General features: G+C 67.7%; 11 protein-coding genes. 3 read left to right on the top strand and 8 right to left on the bottom strand.

The window, feature by feature from the left end:
- Position 1 precedes the first annotated feature (1 nt).
- From IEY36_RS23085 to IEY36_RS23065, 5 genes are all read right to left on the bottom strand, one after another.
- Positions 2–2,104: an acetate--CoA ligase family protein gene (locus IEY36_RS23085; protein ID WP_188971283.1), complete on the bottom strand. Its 2,103-nt coding sequence runs from the start codon at positions 2,102–2,104 to the stop codon at positions 2–4.
- Between the two features lie 3 nt (positions 2,105–2,107).
- Positions 2,108–2,878, bottom strand: coding sequence for an enoyl-CoA hydratase/isomerase family protein (locus tag IEY36_RS23080; RefSeq protein ID WP_188971282.1), 771 nt, complete (start codon positions 2,876–2,878; stop codon positions 2,108–2,110).
- A 120-nt stretch (positions 2,879–2,998) separates the two neighbouring features.
- Positions 2,999–3,616, bottom strand: coding sequence for a TetR/AcrR family transcriptional regulator (locus IEY36_RS23075; RefSeq protein WP_188971281.1), 618 nt, complete (start codon positions 3,614–3,616; stop codon positions 2,999–3,001).
- Between the two features lie 105 nt (positions 3,617–3,721).
- Positions 3,722–4,687 carry a Bug family tripartite tricarboxylate transporter substrate binding protein gene (locus tag IEY36_RS23070; RefSeq protein ID WP_188971280.1) on the bottom strand — a complete coding sequence of 322 codons (966 nt, stop codon included), beginning with the start codon at positions 4,685–4,687 and terminating at the stop codon, positions 3,722–3,724.
- A gap of 58 nt (positions 4,688–4,745) precedes the next feature.
- On the bottom strand, positions 4,746–5,642 hold the full coding sequence (locus IEY36_RS23065) for a LysR family transcriptional regulator (RefSeq protein WP_268238176.1): 897 nt from the start codon (positions 5,640–5,642) through the stop codon (positions 4,746–4,748).
- A gap of 125 nt (positions 5,643–5,767) precedes the next feature.
- Between IEY36_RS23065 and IEY36_RS23060 the strand changes: the two genes are divergently transcribed.
- Positions 5,768–6,844 carry an LLM class flavin-dependent oxidoreductase gene (locus IEY36_RS23060; protein ID WP_188971278.1) on the top strand — a complete coding sequence of 359 codons (1,077 nt, stop codon included), beginning with the start codon at positions 5,768–5,770 and terminating at the stop codon, positions 6,842–6,844.
- Between the two features lie 804 nt (positions 6,845–7,648).
- Here the strand turns inward: IEY36_RS23060 and IEY36_RS23055 are convergent.
- Genes IEY36_RS23055 through IEY36_RS23045 form a run of 3 tightly spaced genes read right to left on the bottom strand, consistent with a single transcriptional unit; the run spans position 7,649 to position 12,163 of the window.
- On the bottom strand, positions 7,649–9,247 hold the full coding sequence (locus tag IEY36_RS23055; RefSeq protein WP_229681514.1) for a flavin-containing monooxygenase: 1,599 nt from the start codon (positions 9,245–9,247) through the stop codon (positions 7,649–7,651).
- Positions 9,248–9,249: 2 nt separating this feature from the next.
- Complete coding sequence (locus IEY36_RS23050) at positions 9,250–10,506, bottom strand: aminopeptidase (RefSeq protein WP_229681513.1); 1,257 nt, start codon at positions 10,504–10,506, stop codon at positions 9,250–9,252.
- Positions 10,499–12,163: a flavin-containing monooxygenase gene (locus IEY36_RS23045; RefSeq protein ID WP_188971274.1), complete on the bottom strand. Its 1,665-nt coding sequence runs from the start codon at positions 12,161–12,163 to the stop codon at positions 10,499–10,501. Before IEY36_RS23045 ends, IEY36_RS23050 begins: the two co-directional genes overlap by 8 nt.
- 206 nt (positions 12,164–12,369) lie before the next feature.
- Between IEY36_RS23045 and IEY36_RS23040 the strand changes: the two genes are divergently transcribed.
- Together IEY36_RS23040 and IEY36_RS23035 are read left to right on the top strand one after the other, a co-directional pair.
- Positions 12,370–13,212, top strand: a complete 843-nt coding sequence (locus IEY36_RS23040; RefSeq protein WP_188971272.1) for an amidohydrolase family protein — start codon at positions 12,370–12,372, stop codon at positions 13,210–13,212.
- Between the two features lie 21 nt (positions 13,213–13,233).
- Positions 13,234–14,031: an SDR family NAD(P)-dependent oxidoreductase gene (locus IEY36_RS23035; RefSeq protein WP_188971270.1), complete on the top strand. Its 798-nt coding sequence runs from the start codon at positions 13,234–13,236 to the stop codon at positions 14,029–14,031.
- The last annotated feature ends 47 nt before the right edge of the window (positions 14,032–14,078 follow it).

Below are 14,078 nucleotides of genomic sequence, written 5' to 3'. Positions count from 1 at the left end.
TTCATCCCGGCACGATCAACGCATCCAGCGCCACCGCGCCTTGGCCCGCCGGACGCACCAGCAGCGGGTTGATGTCGATCTCGGCGATATCGGCCGCATGCTGCGCGGCGTAGCGCGACAGCGCGGCAATGGCGGAGGCCGCGGCGGCAAGATCCGCCTTCGGCCGGCCGCGCGCGCCATCCAACACCGCGAAGGCCTTGAGGCTGCGCAGCATGGCCATGGCCTCGGCCTCGTTCACCGGCGCGGGGCGTACCGCGACATCCTGCAGCACTTCGGCGAAGATGCCGCCCAGCCCGACCAGCACCACCGGGCCGAAGACCGGGTCGCGCTTCGCGCCAAGGATCATCTCGGTCCCGCCGTGCATCATGGGCGAGACGAGCACGCCCTCGATGCGGGCGGCGGGCGCCGCGGCACGCACCCGCGCCAGCATCGCGTCATAGGCCTCGGCGACGGCCTCCGCGCTGTCCAGGCCGAGCATGACGCCGCCGACCTCCGTCTTGTGCGGCAGGTCGGGCGAGACGATCTTCAGCACGACCGGCAAGCCCATCGCCATTGCCGCCTGCACGGCTTCGGCGGTGCTGGCGACAACGCGTTCCGGCAGGACCGGCACGCCGGCCGCGGCCAGCGCCTGCTTCGCCCCTGCCTCGGAGCGCAGTGCGGCCCCGTCGATCGTCGGCGCGGGCGGCAACGGGGCCGGGAGAGGCGGCAGCAACCGCGCCGCCGCCAGGTCGCAAAGCCCCGCCAGGGTCTGGGTTGAGGGCGCCACCCCATCCACCACGGGAAACCCCATGGCGGTGAGTTCCGCCACTGCATCCGCCGGGCCATGCACGGCGAGCATCACCACTTTGTCGGGATGCTTCTCCCGCACCGCACGCAGCGTCGGCATGTAGACGCTGCGCAGCCGCGGCAGATTCAGAGAGGCCGACATCAGCACCAGCAGCGCGTCGCAGGCATCGTCCTCTAGAAGCGCGGCCAGGATCGCCTCAAGGATCGCCGGCCGGCTCGACATCTGCGCCGTCGCATCCACCGGGTTGCGTGGCGAGGCATAGGGCACGACGTCCAGGATGCGGCGCTGCGTTTCGGCGGATGGCGACGGCAACGATAGCCCGGCAGCGGAAGCGGCATCCGCCAGCAGCACGCCGAAGCCGCCCGACGCCGTCAGCAGCATCGTGCGCCGCCCCTTGGGCAGGCGGTCGCCCAGCACCGCGGCCGCATGGCCGAGGTCGAGGAGTTGCTCCACGCTGTGCACGCGCACGGCGCCGGCGCGGCGGAACACGGCATCGAACACCGCATCCGACCCGGCCAACGCGCCCGTGTGGGATGCCGCCGCCGCCTGGCCCGCCTCCGAGGCGCCGATCTTCAGCACGATCACCGGCTTGCCGGCTTCGCGCGCCATCTCCAGCGCGCCGGTCAGGCGCGCGGCGTCGCGGCAGGTCTCGAGCACGCAGAGGATCACCGTCGTCGCATCGTCGCGCGCGAGGAAGGCGATCGCGTCGGCGATGTCGACGTCGCATTCATTGCCGGTGGTGATGAAGCGGCTCGCGCCGATGCCGCGCTCGCGCGCCAGCAGCGCAGTGTAGCTGCCGATGTTGCCGCTCTGCGAGGCAATGCCGAGGGGGCCAACCGGCGGCAACCCGTTCTCCAGCACCACCGAGAAGGTCGCGATGCTGCGCTCGGCGATGGAGGCCGCACCAAGGCAGTTCGGCCCCAGCACGCGCATGCCGCTGCGCTGCGCTGTCGCGCGCAGCCGGTCCTGCATGGCGAGCCCGGCCTCGCCGAGTTCCGCGAAGCCCGAGGAGAAGATCACCGCCGCCTTCACGCCCTTCGCCGCACAGGCGTCGAGCGCATCACCCGCGGCCTCGGCGGCGACGGCGATGATGGCGAGGTCCGGCGCTTCCGGCAGCGCCTCTACCGACGCGAAGGCCGGCAGGCCCTGCACCTCGGTCGCGCGTGGATTAACCGGGTAGACCGCGCCGGGAAAGCCGAAGCGGCGCAGCAGTTCCACCGGCCGGCCGCCGATTTTCGTCGCATCCTGCGACGCGCCGACGATGGCGATCGACCGCGGGGCGAAGATCGCCTCGAGGCCGGCACCGAGCGCCGCCATGGCTCAGCGCCCCTTGAAGTTCGGCTTGCGCTTCTCGACGAAGGCCGTGCGGGCCTCCTTCGCATCCTCGGTGCGCGACAGGGCGACGGTGAAGTTCTGCTCGAAGCGGTAGGCGTCGCGCTGCGGCATCAGATCCACCATGTTCGCCGAGGTCTTGGCGTAGTTGATGGCGAGCGGGCTCTTGTTGGCGATGGCCTCGGCGTAGCGCATCGCTTCGGGGAGAAGCTCGGCGGCGGTGGTCGCCTTCTCGATGATGCCGCGGCGGTAAAGTTCCGCGCCGGTCAGCCGCCAGCCGGTGTACATCATGGTCCGCATGGCCGAGCGGCCGAAGATGGTGCGCAGCATCGCGCCGCCGCCGGCCAGGCCGACATCGATCTCGGGCATGCCGAAGGCGGCGTCCTCGGCGGCGAGGTAGATGTCGCAGGCGGCCATCAGGCCCAGCCCGGCGCCGAGCGCCGCGCCATTGACCGCGGCAATCACCGGCTTGGCGCATTCGCGGATGGCGTTGCCGGTTTCGCGCGTCACGCGGTTATGGGCGTGGAAGGCGCCGGTTTTGGTCGGGTCGGGCCGGTCCTTGAGGTCGGCGCCGGCGCAGAAGGCCTTGCCGGCGCCGGTGAGCACCGCCACGCGGATGTCGTCACGCTCCGAGACGGCATCGAACACCTCGATGATCGCATCGCGCATCGCCCGGTTCAGCGCATTCACCGGCGGGCGGTTCAGCGTGACAAGCGCGATGTGGTCAGAGACCTCGAGCTTGACGATGTCCTCGGTCATGAACGGTTCCTTCCCATTGCTGCCGGACCCCATGAGGCTGACCGGTCGGTCAGTCCATTCCTACAGCGACCCTTGACGGCGTGCAACTCGGGAGAATTTCCGGTGGCCGAATCGTGGCGCCTATCGTGCCTTCAGCCCGTTGAAGATCAGGTCGAAATAGGACTCGGCGATCTGTCCCGGCGTCAGGTCCTTGTCCGGCCTGTACCAGCGATGCATCCAGTTCAGCGCGGACAGCACGAGCCGACCGGTCAGTGGCACATCGACCGCGCGGAAGTCGCCCGCGTCGATCGCATCCTGGATGAGTTGGCGGATCAGGCCCTCATAGCGGTCGCGCCACATCACTCGCTCCTTGTGACGGCGCAATTCCGGGTCGCTCCAGAAGGCGGCGGTCGAGGCGATCCAATTGGACCGGTAGCGTTGGAAATAGTCGCCCGTCGCGGTCATGAAGGCGCGGACCCGATCCGGCGGCGTGCCGTTCTCCGGCAATCGGTCCACTACGAATTCGTACAGCCGCTGCGTCGAGCCCAGCGCAATACGCGCGTAGATCTCGTCCTTGTCGACGAAGTGATGGTACAGCAGCGACTTCGAGATGCCGCAGGCCTCGGCGATGTCGCGCATCGAGGTGCCGTCATAGCCCTTGGTGGCGAACAGGCGCGCCGATTCACCCAGGATCTGCAGCATGCGGTCGCCGTTCTCGTTCACCTCGCCCGCAACGGCCTTCACTGCGGCACGCGCCATACGGTCTCTCCTTCGCTGCCCGGAGCACCAGGCCGCCCCGGTTCCGACCGGGCGGTCAGTCCGCCATAGTCGCACAGGCGAATCGGCGATGCCAACAGCGCCGAGTCACTCCAGCGTCACGCCGACACGGCGGATGATCGCACCCCACATCTCCTTCTCCTCCGCTATCATGGCCGCGAAGGCCGCGGGGCTGTTGGTTTCAATGACCGCCCCCTCATGCACCAGCGCGCGCCACAGTGGAGCGTCCTGCATGACGGCGAGTGTGGCCGCATGGATGCGCGCCAGCACCGGTTCGGGAATGCCAGCCGGTGCGAACAGCCCATACCAGTGCTGGCGGCCGAGATCGCTCACGCCTGACTCGGCGAAGGTCGGCGTTTGCGGCAGCGCGCCGACCCGGGTGTCGCCGGTCACTGCGATCACCTTCGCGCGCCGCTCGCCCACCAGGCCGAGCCAGGCCGGGATGCCATCGATGGCGAGCGGAAGGTCGTTGCGCACGATACCCTGCTGCATCGGTCCCGTGCCGCGATAGGGCACGTCGATCATGGTTATGCCCGCGGCGATCTGCAGCGCCTCGCCGGTCAGGTGCGTGGAGTTGCCACGTCCGGTGATGCCGTATTGCAGTGGGTCGCGCGCCGCCTTGGCGAGCGCCACGACGCCGGCCAGGTCATTCGCTGGAAGGTCGACATTGGCATAGAGCGCAAGGCGGGTGCGGATCAGCAGCGAGATCGGCTGGAACTGCGCGTCGGTGTAGGGCAGCCGCCGAAACAGGAAGGGATTGGTGAGAAAGGTCGTCGAGGTACCCATGAACAGGGTGGTGCCGTCCGCCGGGGCCGCGGCCACGAACTCCGCGCCGATGATCGTCGTCGCTCCGCCGCGATTGTCCACCACGACCGGCGAGTCGAGCCGCACCGCCAGCGCCTGTGCGAAGAGCCTAGCGAAGAGATCCGGGCCGCTGCCCGCACTGTACGGAACCACGAGGCGGATCGGCCGAGCTTGCGCGCGTGCTGGTCGGCCGGCGGCCAGGGCGATGGTCGCGCCAAGCGCGACGCGACGGGGCATGCGGAATGCCATGGTGCTTCCTCCGACGGTTTCTTCCCGACGCAGATCTAGACGGTGACTGACCGGTCGGTCAATGGACGGGAGGCGCATTCCCCTGCACAGCCTCGGCCAGGAAGTCCAGGAAGGCCCGTGTCTTCGCCGGGACCAGACCGGATTGACGGAAGACCGCATAGATGCCGAGGTCGAAGCCGGTATTGGTCACCCGCAGGCGCGGCAGCAGGCGCCGCAGGCGGCCCGAGGCAAGTTCGTCGCGCACCGTGTAGTCGTCCAGCAGCGCGATGCCATGCCCGGCGAGCGCCATCTCCCGCAGCACTTCGCCATTGTTGACCGTGAACCGTGCAGGGATCGTCAGTTCTTCCAGCACGCCCTGGTCGAGAAACCGCCAGACCACATCTTCCGGGCCCTGCCAGTAGGTGATGCACTGCTGCGCTAGAAGGTCTCGCGGCACGGCAACCCGCGGCATCCGGGCAAGATAGGCGGGGCTTGCCACCAGCATGCGCTCGCAGCGCAGCAGCCGCCGCTGCATCAGCGCGGCATCGGCGGGCGGGCTCAGGCGAAGTTCGACGTCGACTTCCTCTTCGGCCATGCGCACCGGGAACTCTGTCAGCCGCAACTCGACCCGCAATTCGGGGTAGCGCGCCTGGAAAGCCGGCATGAGCGGTGCGACAACGCGCATGCCGAACATGAGCCGGGAATGGACGCGCAACGTGCCGCGCGGCGTTGCCTGCAGGGCAGCGGCCGCAGCCTCGGCATCGGCGATGTCCTGCAGGATGGGCTCAAGCCGGGCGAGGTATTCCCGGCCGGCTTCGGTCAGCGTCAATGTTCGGCTGGTGCGGTTCAGCAGTTGCACGCCGAGGCTCGCCTCCAGCGCGGCCATCTGCCGCGACACCGATGCCGGCGACAGTCCGGCGCGCCGGCCCGCGGCGGAGAAGCTGCCTTCGCGTACCGCGCTCACGAAAAGCTCCATGGCTTGTAGCCGCCGCACATCCTCACCTTTACGTCAATCGCAAAGATCCTGTGTCAACTTACCGTATTGTTGCGTGGAGTGGCCAGCGCCTAGGCTCATCCCATCGCAGACAGGGGGGAATACTCATGGAATTCGGCGTCTTCATGCTGATGCAGCAGCGCGGCTACCACCAGACGTCGGATCAGGTGCTCCGCGCGGCCGTCGAGCAGACCATCGCCGCCGACCAGGCCGGCTTCGACACCGCCTGGTATGCCGAACACCACTTCTCCAACTACGGCCTCTGCCCGTCGCCGTTGATGATGGTCTCCCACATGGCGGGGCAGACGAAGCGCATCCGGCTCGGCAGCGCGGTCTGCGTGCTGCCCATGTACCATCCGGCGCGCCTGCTCGCCGAAGCGGGCTTTTGCGACGCCATCTCCAACGGGCGGCTCGAGCTTGGCATCGGTTCCGGCTACCAGAACTACGAGTTCGAGCGCTTCGGCGTGAAGATCGAGGAAGCGCTGCCGATCTTCCAGGAATTCCTCGACATCCTGAAGCTCGGCATGACGCAGAGGGGCTTCAGCTACGAGGGCAAGCACCTGCACCTGCCACAGACTGCCATCAGCATTCGCGCGGTGCAGAAGCCGATGCCGCCGATCTGGATCGCCACCGGCAATCCCGACACGATGGGCCTCGCGATCCGGGAGGGCCATTCGCTCTTCGTCACGGCACTGCTGCACGGCACCGAGAAATTGCAGCAGATGCGCGCCATGCTGTCAGGCATCGCCGAGAAGGAAGGCCAGGACATCGATGACACGCGCGTCGGGCTGCTGCGCTGCGCCTTCGCCAGCGATGACGAGGCAGAAATCGAGAGCTATTTGGAAAATGCGCGCTACCAGCGGCGTATTTCGGAAGCGCTGAAGTTCCGACGCGCCCATTCCGATGACGGCTTCCTAGTGCGGGAGGAGGAAAGCCCCAACGACGTCCCGCTCGAGCAGATGCGCGCCAACCTCCCGGTCGGCAGCGTGGACCGCGTGATCGAACGCATGGTCGAGGAGATCCGGATCCTCCGGCCGAAGCACGTCGCGATCCAGATCCAGCCCGGCGACTTCGACACGAGCGCCACGCTTCGGCAAATCGCCCTTTGGGGCGAACGCATCATTCCAGCCATCCGGCAGGAGCTTGCCAAGGACGCGACGTCTGCTTCCAAGGTCGCTGCGTGACGGGATGATGGGCTTGCGGCGGAGTGGCCACATCAATGGTTTCGGCGAACGGGATCGCTGTCTGTACAGGTAACCCCCACACCGAGAGACGCCACGCCGCGTGACTTGCCGGCCCTGCCCGCAGCAGGGCCGCGGCCGCATCGGTGCGCATCGCTGATATCCAAGCCCGTCGTCGCCCGGCAGGGTCGCTGCCAGCGGCGACAGACATCGACGCCCGGACCGCCATGCCGGCCGGCTCGAGGAGATGTCCGACCCTAGTGAGGCCTGGCTCAGTGCGGCGAGCGGCCACAAGCCATGCAGGCGCTCTCATTCAGGTCGTCGCAGCTTGGCATCCCCTAAGGCGAGCCGGCGCGCCACGCCGATCGGTTGCGCTTCAGGCGCGAGTTCACGCGCCCGAACTTGCCGTAGCGTGATGCGCCCGCCACTGGCGAGCGGCACAAGACCCTCGCCGACAACCGAGTGCGCCGGCGTCTCCTTGGCGTGTTTGAGTGCACGTGCATGGCTCGCCCCGCGAAGACAGGCCGGCATTGTCGTCGACTAAACGCCGCTGCGCGAATCTGTTGGCGGCCAGCATCCCTGGGCCTGGTGGGGCACTCCCTGCAAGTCGCTCCAAGTTCCCGCGCTTCGTCGCATCGGGAAACACGCAGAGCGTGAGGATTCCCGTTTAGCTCCAGCCGAGTTGGCGTCCCAGCGTTCAACCTTTTGGCGCCGACATCGCCGCTCACCTTCCGCGAGAAGGTGAGATCGACGTGTCTCGGCTGCCAGGATGCGTCGCCAGGGGCCAAATCCACAGCCACGGCCCCGCTAATCCAGTACCAGTTCCGGATACCCATCCGCAGCAATCCGCTCGCACCAAGCGCGATAATCCGGCGCGCTGCCGCTGTAGCGCGCGATGACGCGGGTCTGCTTGCCCTCGACATTGCTGTTCACGCCGGTGAACCAGGAATCCACCTGGTTCGACAGCAGCCCCTCGCCGCATTCCATGACATGGGTCATCCAGGCGGCAACCGCCTCGGGCCGCGCCGCGACATGGCGCTGGCCGTGCTGTTGCATGAACGCCAGCAGTCGGCTCACCCAGTCGACATTGTATTCGATGCTGCGCGGAATGTTGCCGAGTGCCGTATGTGGCCCGAGCAGCATCAGCAGATTCGGAAAGCCCTCCACCAGCATGCCCATCAGGGTCTGCGCGCCGCCGGACCACTTCTGCTTCAGCGTGACGCCGCCCTCGCCGCGGATGTCGATCCGGTCGAAGGAGCCGGTCAGCGCGTCGAAGCCGGTGGCGAAGACGATGATGTCGAAGGCGTAGTCGGCGTTGCTGGTGCGGATGCCGGAAGGCGTGATGCGCTCGATCGGCGTCTCCTTGATGTCCACGAGCGTGACGTTGGGCTGGTTGTAGACCTCATAGTACCGCGTCTCGAGCGGGACGCGACGCGTCCCGAAGCCGTGATCCGTCGGGATCAGCTTCTCCGCCACAGCCTGGTCCTTCACGCGGCTGCGGATCTTGCGGGCGATGAAGTCCGAGACGATGGCATTGGCCGCCGGGTCGATCAGCATGTCGCGGAACAGGCCGACCCAGATGCCGAAGCCCGGCTCGCTGTAAAGCCTTTCGAGGAAGGCTTCGCGTACCTCGGCAGTGACCTCGAAGGTGCCGCGCGGATCGCCGGTATGCAGAAAGCAGGCAAAGGTCTCCTCGCACCGACGGAAGATGTCGGGGTAGGACGCCTTGATCTGCACCTGTTCCTCATCCGTGATCGGACGATTGTGCAGCGGCGCGCACCAATTCGGCCTGCGCTGGAACACGGTCAACTGTGCGGCGGTCTTTGCCACTTCCTGGATGGTCTGCACGCCCGTTGCGCCCGTGCCGATCACCGCAACGCGCTTGCCTACGAAATCGACCGGCTCATGCGGCCAGTAGTAGGTGTGGAAGGATTGCCCCTGGAAACTGTCGCGCCCTTCGATATTCGGCAAGGTGGCGGCCGAAAGCGGCCCGACCGCCGTGATCAGGAAGCGCGCGGCGTGGACGCTGCCATCGTCAAGCGTCACCGCCCAGTCCCGGGTCGCCTCGCGATAGACCGCGCTGGCGACGCGGCTGTTGAACTGAATGTCACGCCGCAGGTCGAACCGATCCGCGACATGGTTCAGATAGCGCAGCGTCTCCGGCTGCGGCGCGAAATGTTCCGACCAGCTCCATTCCTGCAACAGTTCAGGCGAGAAGGAGAAGCCGTAGGAATAGCTCTCGGAATCAAAGCGCGCTCCCGGATAGCGGTTCCAATACCAGGTGCCGCCAACGCCGGTGCCGGTCTCGAACACGCGCACGCGCATCCCAAGCTGTCGCAACCGCAGCAGCTGATACATGCCGGACATGCCGGCGCCGATGATGATGGCGTCGAAATCATCGCTCATGGTCAGTCCACCCATTCACCGCCGCGCATCAGCGGCACGGCCTCGCCGTTCTCGTAGATGCCATCGACATCCGTCTCGGCCGAACCAATCATCCAGTCGACATGGATCAGGCTGCGATTGGCGCCGGCGGCGTCGAGCTCGGCGGCGGTCAGGTCATCGCGCACGAAGCACTTCGAATAGGCCTGGCCGAGCGCTATGTGGCTCGCCGCGTTTTCGTCGAACAGCGTGTTGAAGAACAGCAGGCCGGATTGCGAGATCGGGTTGGAATTCGGGACCAGCGCGACCTCGCCCAGCTGCCGCGCGCCATCGTCCGTGCCGATCATGCGTTCGAGCACCGAGGCACCGCTGCTCGCCGAACTCTCGACGATGCGCCCGCCCTCGAAGCGCACGGCGATGTCGCGAATCAAGGTGCCTTGATACGACAGCGGCTTCGTCGCGCGCACGACGCCCTCGGTCATCGCCGCATGCGGGGTGGTGAACACCTCCTCGGTCGGGATGTTGGGGTTGCCGCTGATGCCGTTCTTGGCTGGGCTCGCCCCGCCCATCCAGGCATGGCCATCGGCGAGACCGACACGCAGATCCGTCCCCGGCCCACGGAAGCGCAGCGCGCGGAAGCGCTTCGCGTTCAGCATGTCGCGACGGCGCAGCAGCGCGGCATTGTGGTCGCGCCAGGCAGCAACCGGGTCGGGCGTGTCGACGCGGGAGGCCTTGAAGATCGCATCCCACAGCTTCGCCAGCGCGACATCCGGCACGTCGTCGGGGAACACCGTCGCCGCCCAAGCCGGCGTGGCGGAAGCGACCAGCGTCCAATTGATCGCCGAGGTCACGATCAATTCCAGCGCCGGCTGATACGCCTTCGACCGCGCCCGATTGGCACGCGCCACCTTCTCCGGGTCTTCGTTCGCCAGCAGGGAGGGATCGTCGCCAACCACCGCCAGCCGGGCCGCGCCGGAACGGAAGGCCGCCGCCATGCCGTCGAACAGCCAGCCCGGCGCGGTGTCGAAGCTCTCGTCGCGCGCGAAGCGGTAGCGCGCGAGCGCCGAGCGGTCATCCGACAGCAGCGTCGTCACCAGCGAGGCGCCGGCCTTGTAGGCCTGCTCGGTGATGCGGCGCGACAGGTCCAGCGCCTCGACCGAGGCGGTCATCACCAGTTCCTGCCCCGGAGCCAGGTTCAACCCCACCCGAACGGCGAGTTCGGCCAGGCGGTCGAGCCGCGCCTCGAAGGTCATCGCCGCACCGGCGGCTACGTCGTCATTCATCGATCGCCTCCAAAGCCCCGCGCGCCGTGGCGCCGAGGACGAAACCGTCATAGCCGCGCGCCGCCACATCGGCGCAGGTCGCGCGATACCGCGCCATGCCGCCGGCATAGGGCATGAAGACACGCGGCTTGCCCGGCACATTGGCGCCCAGATACCAGGAATGCCCCGCCTGCGGCAGCAGCGTCGCATTGGCGGCATCGTTCACATGCGCCACCCAGCCTTCCATCGCCTCGGGCGTCGGCTCGATGCACGGAATGCCGTTGGCGCGCAGATGCGCGATGCAGTCGGTGATCCATTCGACATGCTGCTCGATGCAGACAGGCATGTTGGTCAGCACCGACGGGCTGCCCGGCCCAGTGACGGTGAACAGGTTCGGGAAGCCCGATACCTGCAAGCCGAGATAGGTCTTCGGCCCTTCCCGCCAGGCATGCTGCAGCGTCACGCCGTCGCGGCCGGTGATGTCCATGCGCAGCAGCGGCCCCGTCATCGCATCGAAGCCGGTGGCGAAGACGATGATGTCGAGCGGATGTTCGGCGCCGTCCCTGGTCAGGATGCCGTTCGGCGTGATGCGCTCGATCGGGCTCGCGCGCAGGTCGACCAGCGAGACATTGTCGCGGTTGAAGGCCTCGAAATAGCCGGTGTCGATCGGCGGCCGTTTGGTGGCGAAGGGGTGGTCGATATTGGCGAGAACGGCCGCCGTCTTTGGGTCCTTCACCACCTTGCCGATCTGCGCGCGCAGGAATTCGGCGGCGGTGTCGTTCGCCGCCTTGTCGGTCAGCAGGTCGCGGAAGCTCGCACGGAATTTCAGCCCGCCATGGTCCCAGGCGGCCTGGTAGATCGCCTCGCGTTCCTCGGGGCTGACGTCATGCGCCGAGCGGTCCTGGATCAGGAAGGGGTGGCCATTCGTCGATGCCTGCATCAGCCCGCGGATCTCTCCCGTGTTGGCCTTCGCCCAGGCCTTGAATTCCTCGGTCAGCTTCGCGTTGCGGGCAGGGATGGAGTAATTCGCGGTGCGCTGGAACACCGTGAGATGCCCGGCCGTCTCCGCGATCACCGGCGCGGCCTGGATGCCGGTCGAGCCGGTGCCGACCATGCCGACGCGCTTGCCGGTGAAATCCACGCCTTCCTGCGGCCATTGGCCGGTGTGGAACCAACGGCCGTCGAAATTCTCGCGCCCCGGAATGTCGGGCACATTGGCGGCGGAGAGGCAGCCCACCGCGGTGATCAGGTAGGTAGCGACATAGTGTTCGCCGCCTTCGGTGCGCACATGCCAGCGATTGCTCGCCGCGTCGTATTCCGCTCCCGCTACGCGCGCGTTGAAGCGGATGTCGCGGCGCAGGTCGAAGCGGTCCGCGACATGGTTGAGGTAGCGCATGATCTCGGCCTGGCCGGGGTAGCGTTCCGACCATTCCCATTCCTGCAACAGCGCTTCGTCGAAATAGAAAGCGTAGGAATGGCTTTCGGAATCGCAGCGCGCGCCGGGATAGCGGTTCCAGTACCAGGTGCCCCCCACCCCGTCGCCGGCCTCCAGCACCTGCACCGACAGGCCGAGCCGGTCGCGCAGGCAATGCAACTGGTACAGCCCGGCAAAGCCGGCGCCGATCACCACGGCATCGACGGTCTTCGCGCCGCGCGATTGGCTGGTGGCTGGGGTCATGATGGACGCCTCCTTGGTGCCGGCGACGGGCCGCCGCCGTGGCGGTCGGCCGTGCCGCGCGGCGCTGGCAATGGTTGGGAGGAAGTCTCCCGCGACGCGCGCCGCCTCGCAAGACGACATCGCGCGACCTTGCTGCGCCGCCCGCCGCTGCGTAGCGTTCCACCCGCAAGGACGGCGCGGCAGGCGCCGCACGAGGGAACGACGCCATGCCGATCATCGATGTCCAGGTGCATGTCTATGAGCGCGACCATCCGGGCCGCCCCTGGCTCGGCAAGCTGCACGGCCCGCCCGAGGTGACCGGCGACGACATGGTCAAGGCGATGGATGCCGTGGGCGTGGACGGCGCCATCATCGTTTCGATCTACGCCATGTATCGTTTCGATGCGAGCTATGCGCTGAGCGTGCGCCGCGCCCATCCGACCCGCTTCGCCCTGGTCAAGCCGGTGGACACGCGCGACCCGGGCGTCGAGGAGGCGATCGCCGATTGGGCGAAGACCGATGGCGCCGTCGGCATCCGCATCATGATGAATGACGACGTGCCGAAGGACCCCGCCGACCCCGGCGTCGGGCGCGTGCTCGCCGCGGCTGGGCGCGCCGGCCTGCCGGTCAATCTTCTGTGCTGGGGGCGGCTCGACCAGGTCGCCGGCCTCGCCGCGCGCCATCCCGGCACGCGGCTGGTGATCGACCATCTCGGCCTGCAGCAGCCCTTCGAACCGCCGGTGCCGGCCGAACCCTTCGCCGCCTTACCGCAACTGCTCGCTCTCGCCGAGCATGACAACGTCGCGGTGAAGATCAGCGGCGCCGGCACGCTCTCGCACCAGGGCTACCCCTACCCCGACATCTGGGACCCGCTGGCGCGCATCTACGACGCCTTCGGCTTCGACCGCTGCATGTGGGGCACCGACTGGACGCGCGCGACGGCCTTCCTGACCTATGCGCAGGGTGTCGATGCCTTCCGCCTGACCGATCGGTTGAACGAGACCGAACGCGCCGCGCTGATGGGCGGCACCGTCGAGAAGATCTACGGCTGGGCACCCGGCAAGCGCTGAAGCAAACGGAGGAAACGCACGGTGAATTTCAAGGACAAGGTGGCGGTCGTCACCGGTGGCGGCAATGGCATTGGCCGGGCGGTGTGCCTCGGCTTCGCGGCGCGCGGCGCCAGGGTGGTGGTGGTGGATCGCAACGGGGATGCCGCCGCCGCGGTCGCCGCCGAGACCGGGGGCAGCGCCATCGCCTGCACCGCGGATGTGACGCGTACGGCCGACGTGCAGGCCTATGTCGCCCGCGCGCTGGAGACCTTCGGCCGCATCGACTGCTTCCACAACAATGCCGGCATCGAAGGCCGCGTGGCACCGACCGCTGAGTATGACGAGGCGGTCTATGACGCGGTAATGGGCGTGAATGTGAAGGGCGTCTTCCTCGGCCTGCGGCATGTGCTACCGGTGATGATCCGCCAGGGCAGCGGCGCGGTGGTGAACACTGCCTCGACCGCCGGGTTAATCGGCACGCCGGGCATGCCGGCCTATGTCGCGTCCAAGCACGCCGTGATCGGGCTGACCAAGGTGGCAGCAAGCGAAGTCGGGCCGCAGGGCATTCGCGTCAACGCCGTCTGCCCTGGGCCGATCTCGACGCGCATGATCGCGGACATCGCGCGCCAGGTCTCGCCGAACAACCCCGACAGCGTAGAGGAGCGTTACACCGCCGGGCTGCCGCTGCGCCGCTACGGCACAGCGGAGGAAGTGGCGAATGTCGTCCTGTTCCTGTGCTCGGACCTCGCAGGGAATGTGACCGGCGCGCAGTATGTGGTGGATGGGGGGCGCACGGCGGCGCCAACGGGCGGGGCGTCGCTGGGTCGGATGGAGGTGTGACGAACTGACACGGCGTGACGGTCGTTGGAGGGGCGATGTCCCTCCAG

The organism is Neoroseomonas lacus, assembly GCF_014644535.1.
GTDB classification, from domain to species: Bacteria; Pseudomonadota; Alphaproteobacteria; order Acetobacterales; family Acetobacteraceae; genus Neoroseomonas; species Neoroseomonas lacus.
The sequence above is the reverse complement of the archived record's forward strand: the minus strand, read 5'-3'. Positions and strand labels throughout refer to the sequence as shown.

What these genes read in the sequence shown, in the direction of transcription:
- IEY36_RS23050 (WP_229681513.1), bottom strand. Translation starts at nt 10,506, where the DNA reads ATGAATGACGACGTAGCCGCCGGTGCGGCGATGACCTTCGAGGCGCGG.
- IEY36_RS23075 (WP_188971281.1), bottom strand. Translation starts at nt 3,616, where the DNA reads ATGGCGCGTGCCGCAGTGAAGGCCGTTGCGGGCGAGGTGAACGAGAAC.
- IEY36_RS23070 (WP_188971280.1), bottom strand. Translation starts at nt 4,687, where the DNA reads ATGGCATTCCGCATGCCCCGTCGCGTCGCGCTTGGCGCGACCATCGCC.
- IEY36_RS23055 (WP_229681514.1), bottom strand. Translation starts at nt 9,247, where the DNA reads ATGAGCGATGATTTCGACGCCATCATCATCGGCGCCGGCATGTCCGGC.
- IEY36_RS23060 (WP_188971278.1), top strand. Translation starts at nt 5,768, where the DNA reads ATGGAATTCGGCGTCTTCATGCTGATGCAGCAGCGCGGCTACCACCAG.
- IEY36_RS23085 (WP_188971283.1), bottom strand. Translation starts at nt 2,104, where the DNA reads ATGGCGGCGCTCGGTGCCGGCCTCGAGGCGATCTTCGCCCCGCGGTCG.
- IEY36_RS23065 (WP_268238176.1), bottom strand. Translation starts at nt 5,642, where the DNA reads ATGGAGCTTTTCGTGAGCGCGGTACGCGAAGGCAGCTTCTCCGCCGCG.
- IEY36_RS23045 (WP_188971274.1), bottom strand. Translation starts at nt 12,163, where the DNA reads ATGACCCCAGCCACCAGCCAATCGCGCGGCGCGAAGACCGTCGATGCC.
- IEY36_RS23080 (WP_188971282.1), bottom strand. Translation starts at nt 2,878, where the DNA reads ATGACCGAGGACATCGTCAAGCTCGAGGTCTCTGACCACATCGCGCTT.
- IEY36_RS23040 (WP_188971272.1), top strand. Translation starts at nt 12,370, where the DNA reads ATGCCGATCATCGATGTCCAGGTGCATGTCTATGAGCGCGACCATCCG.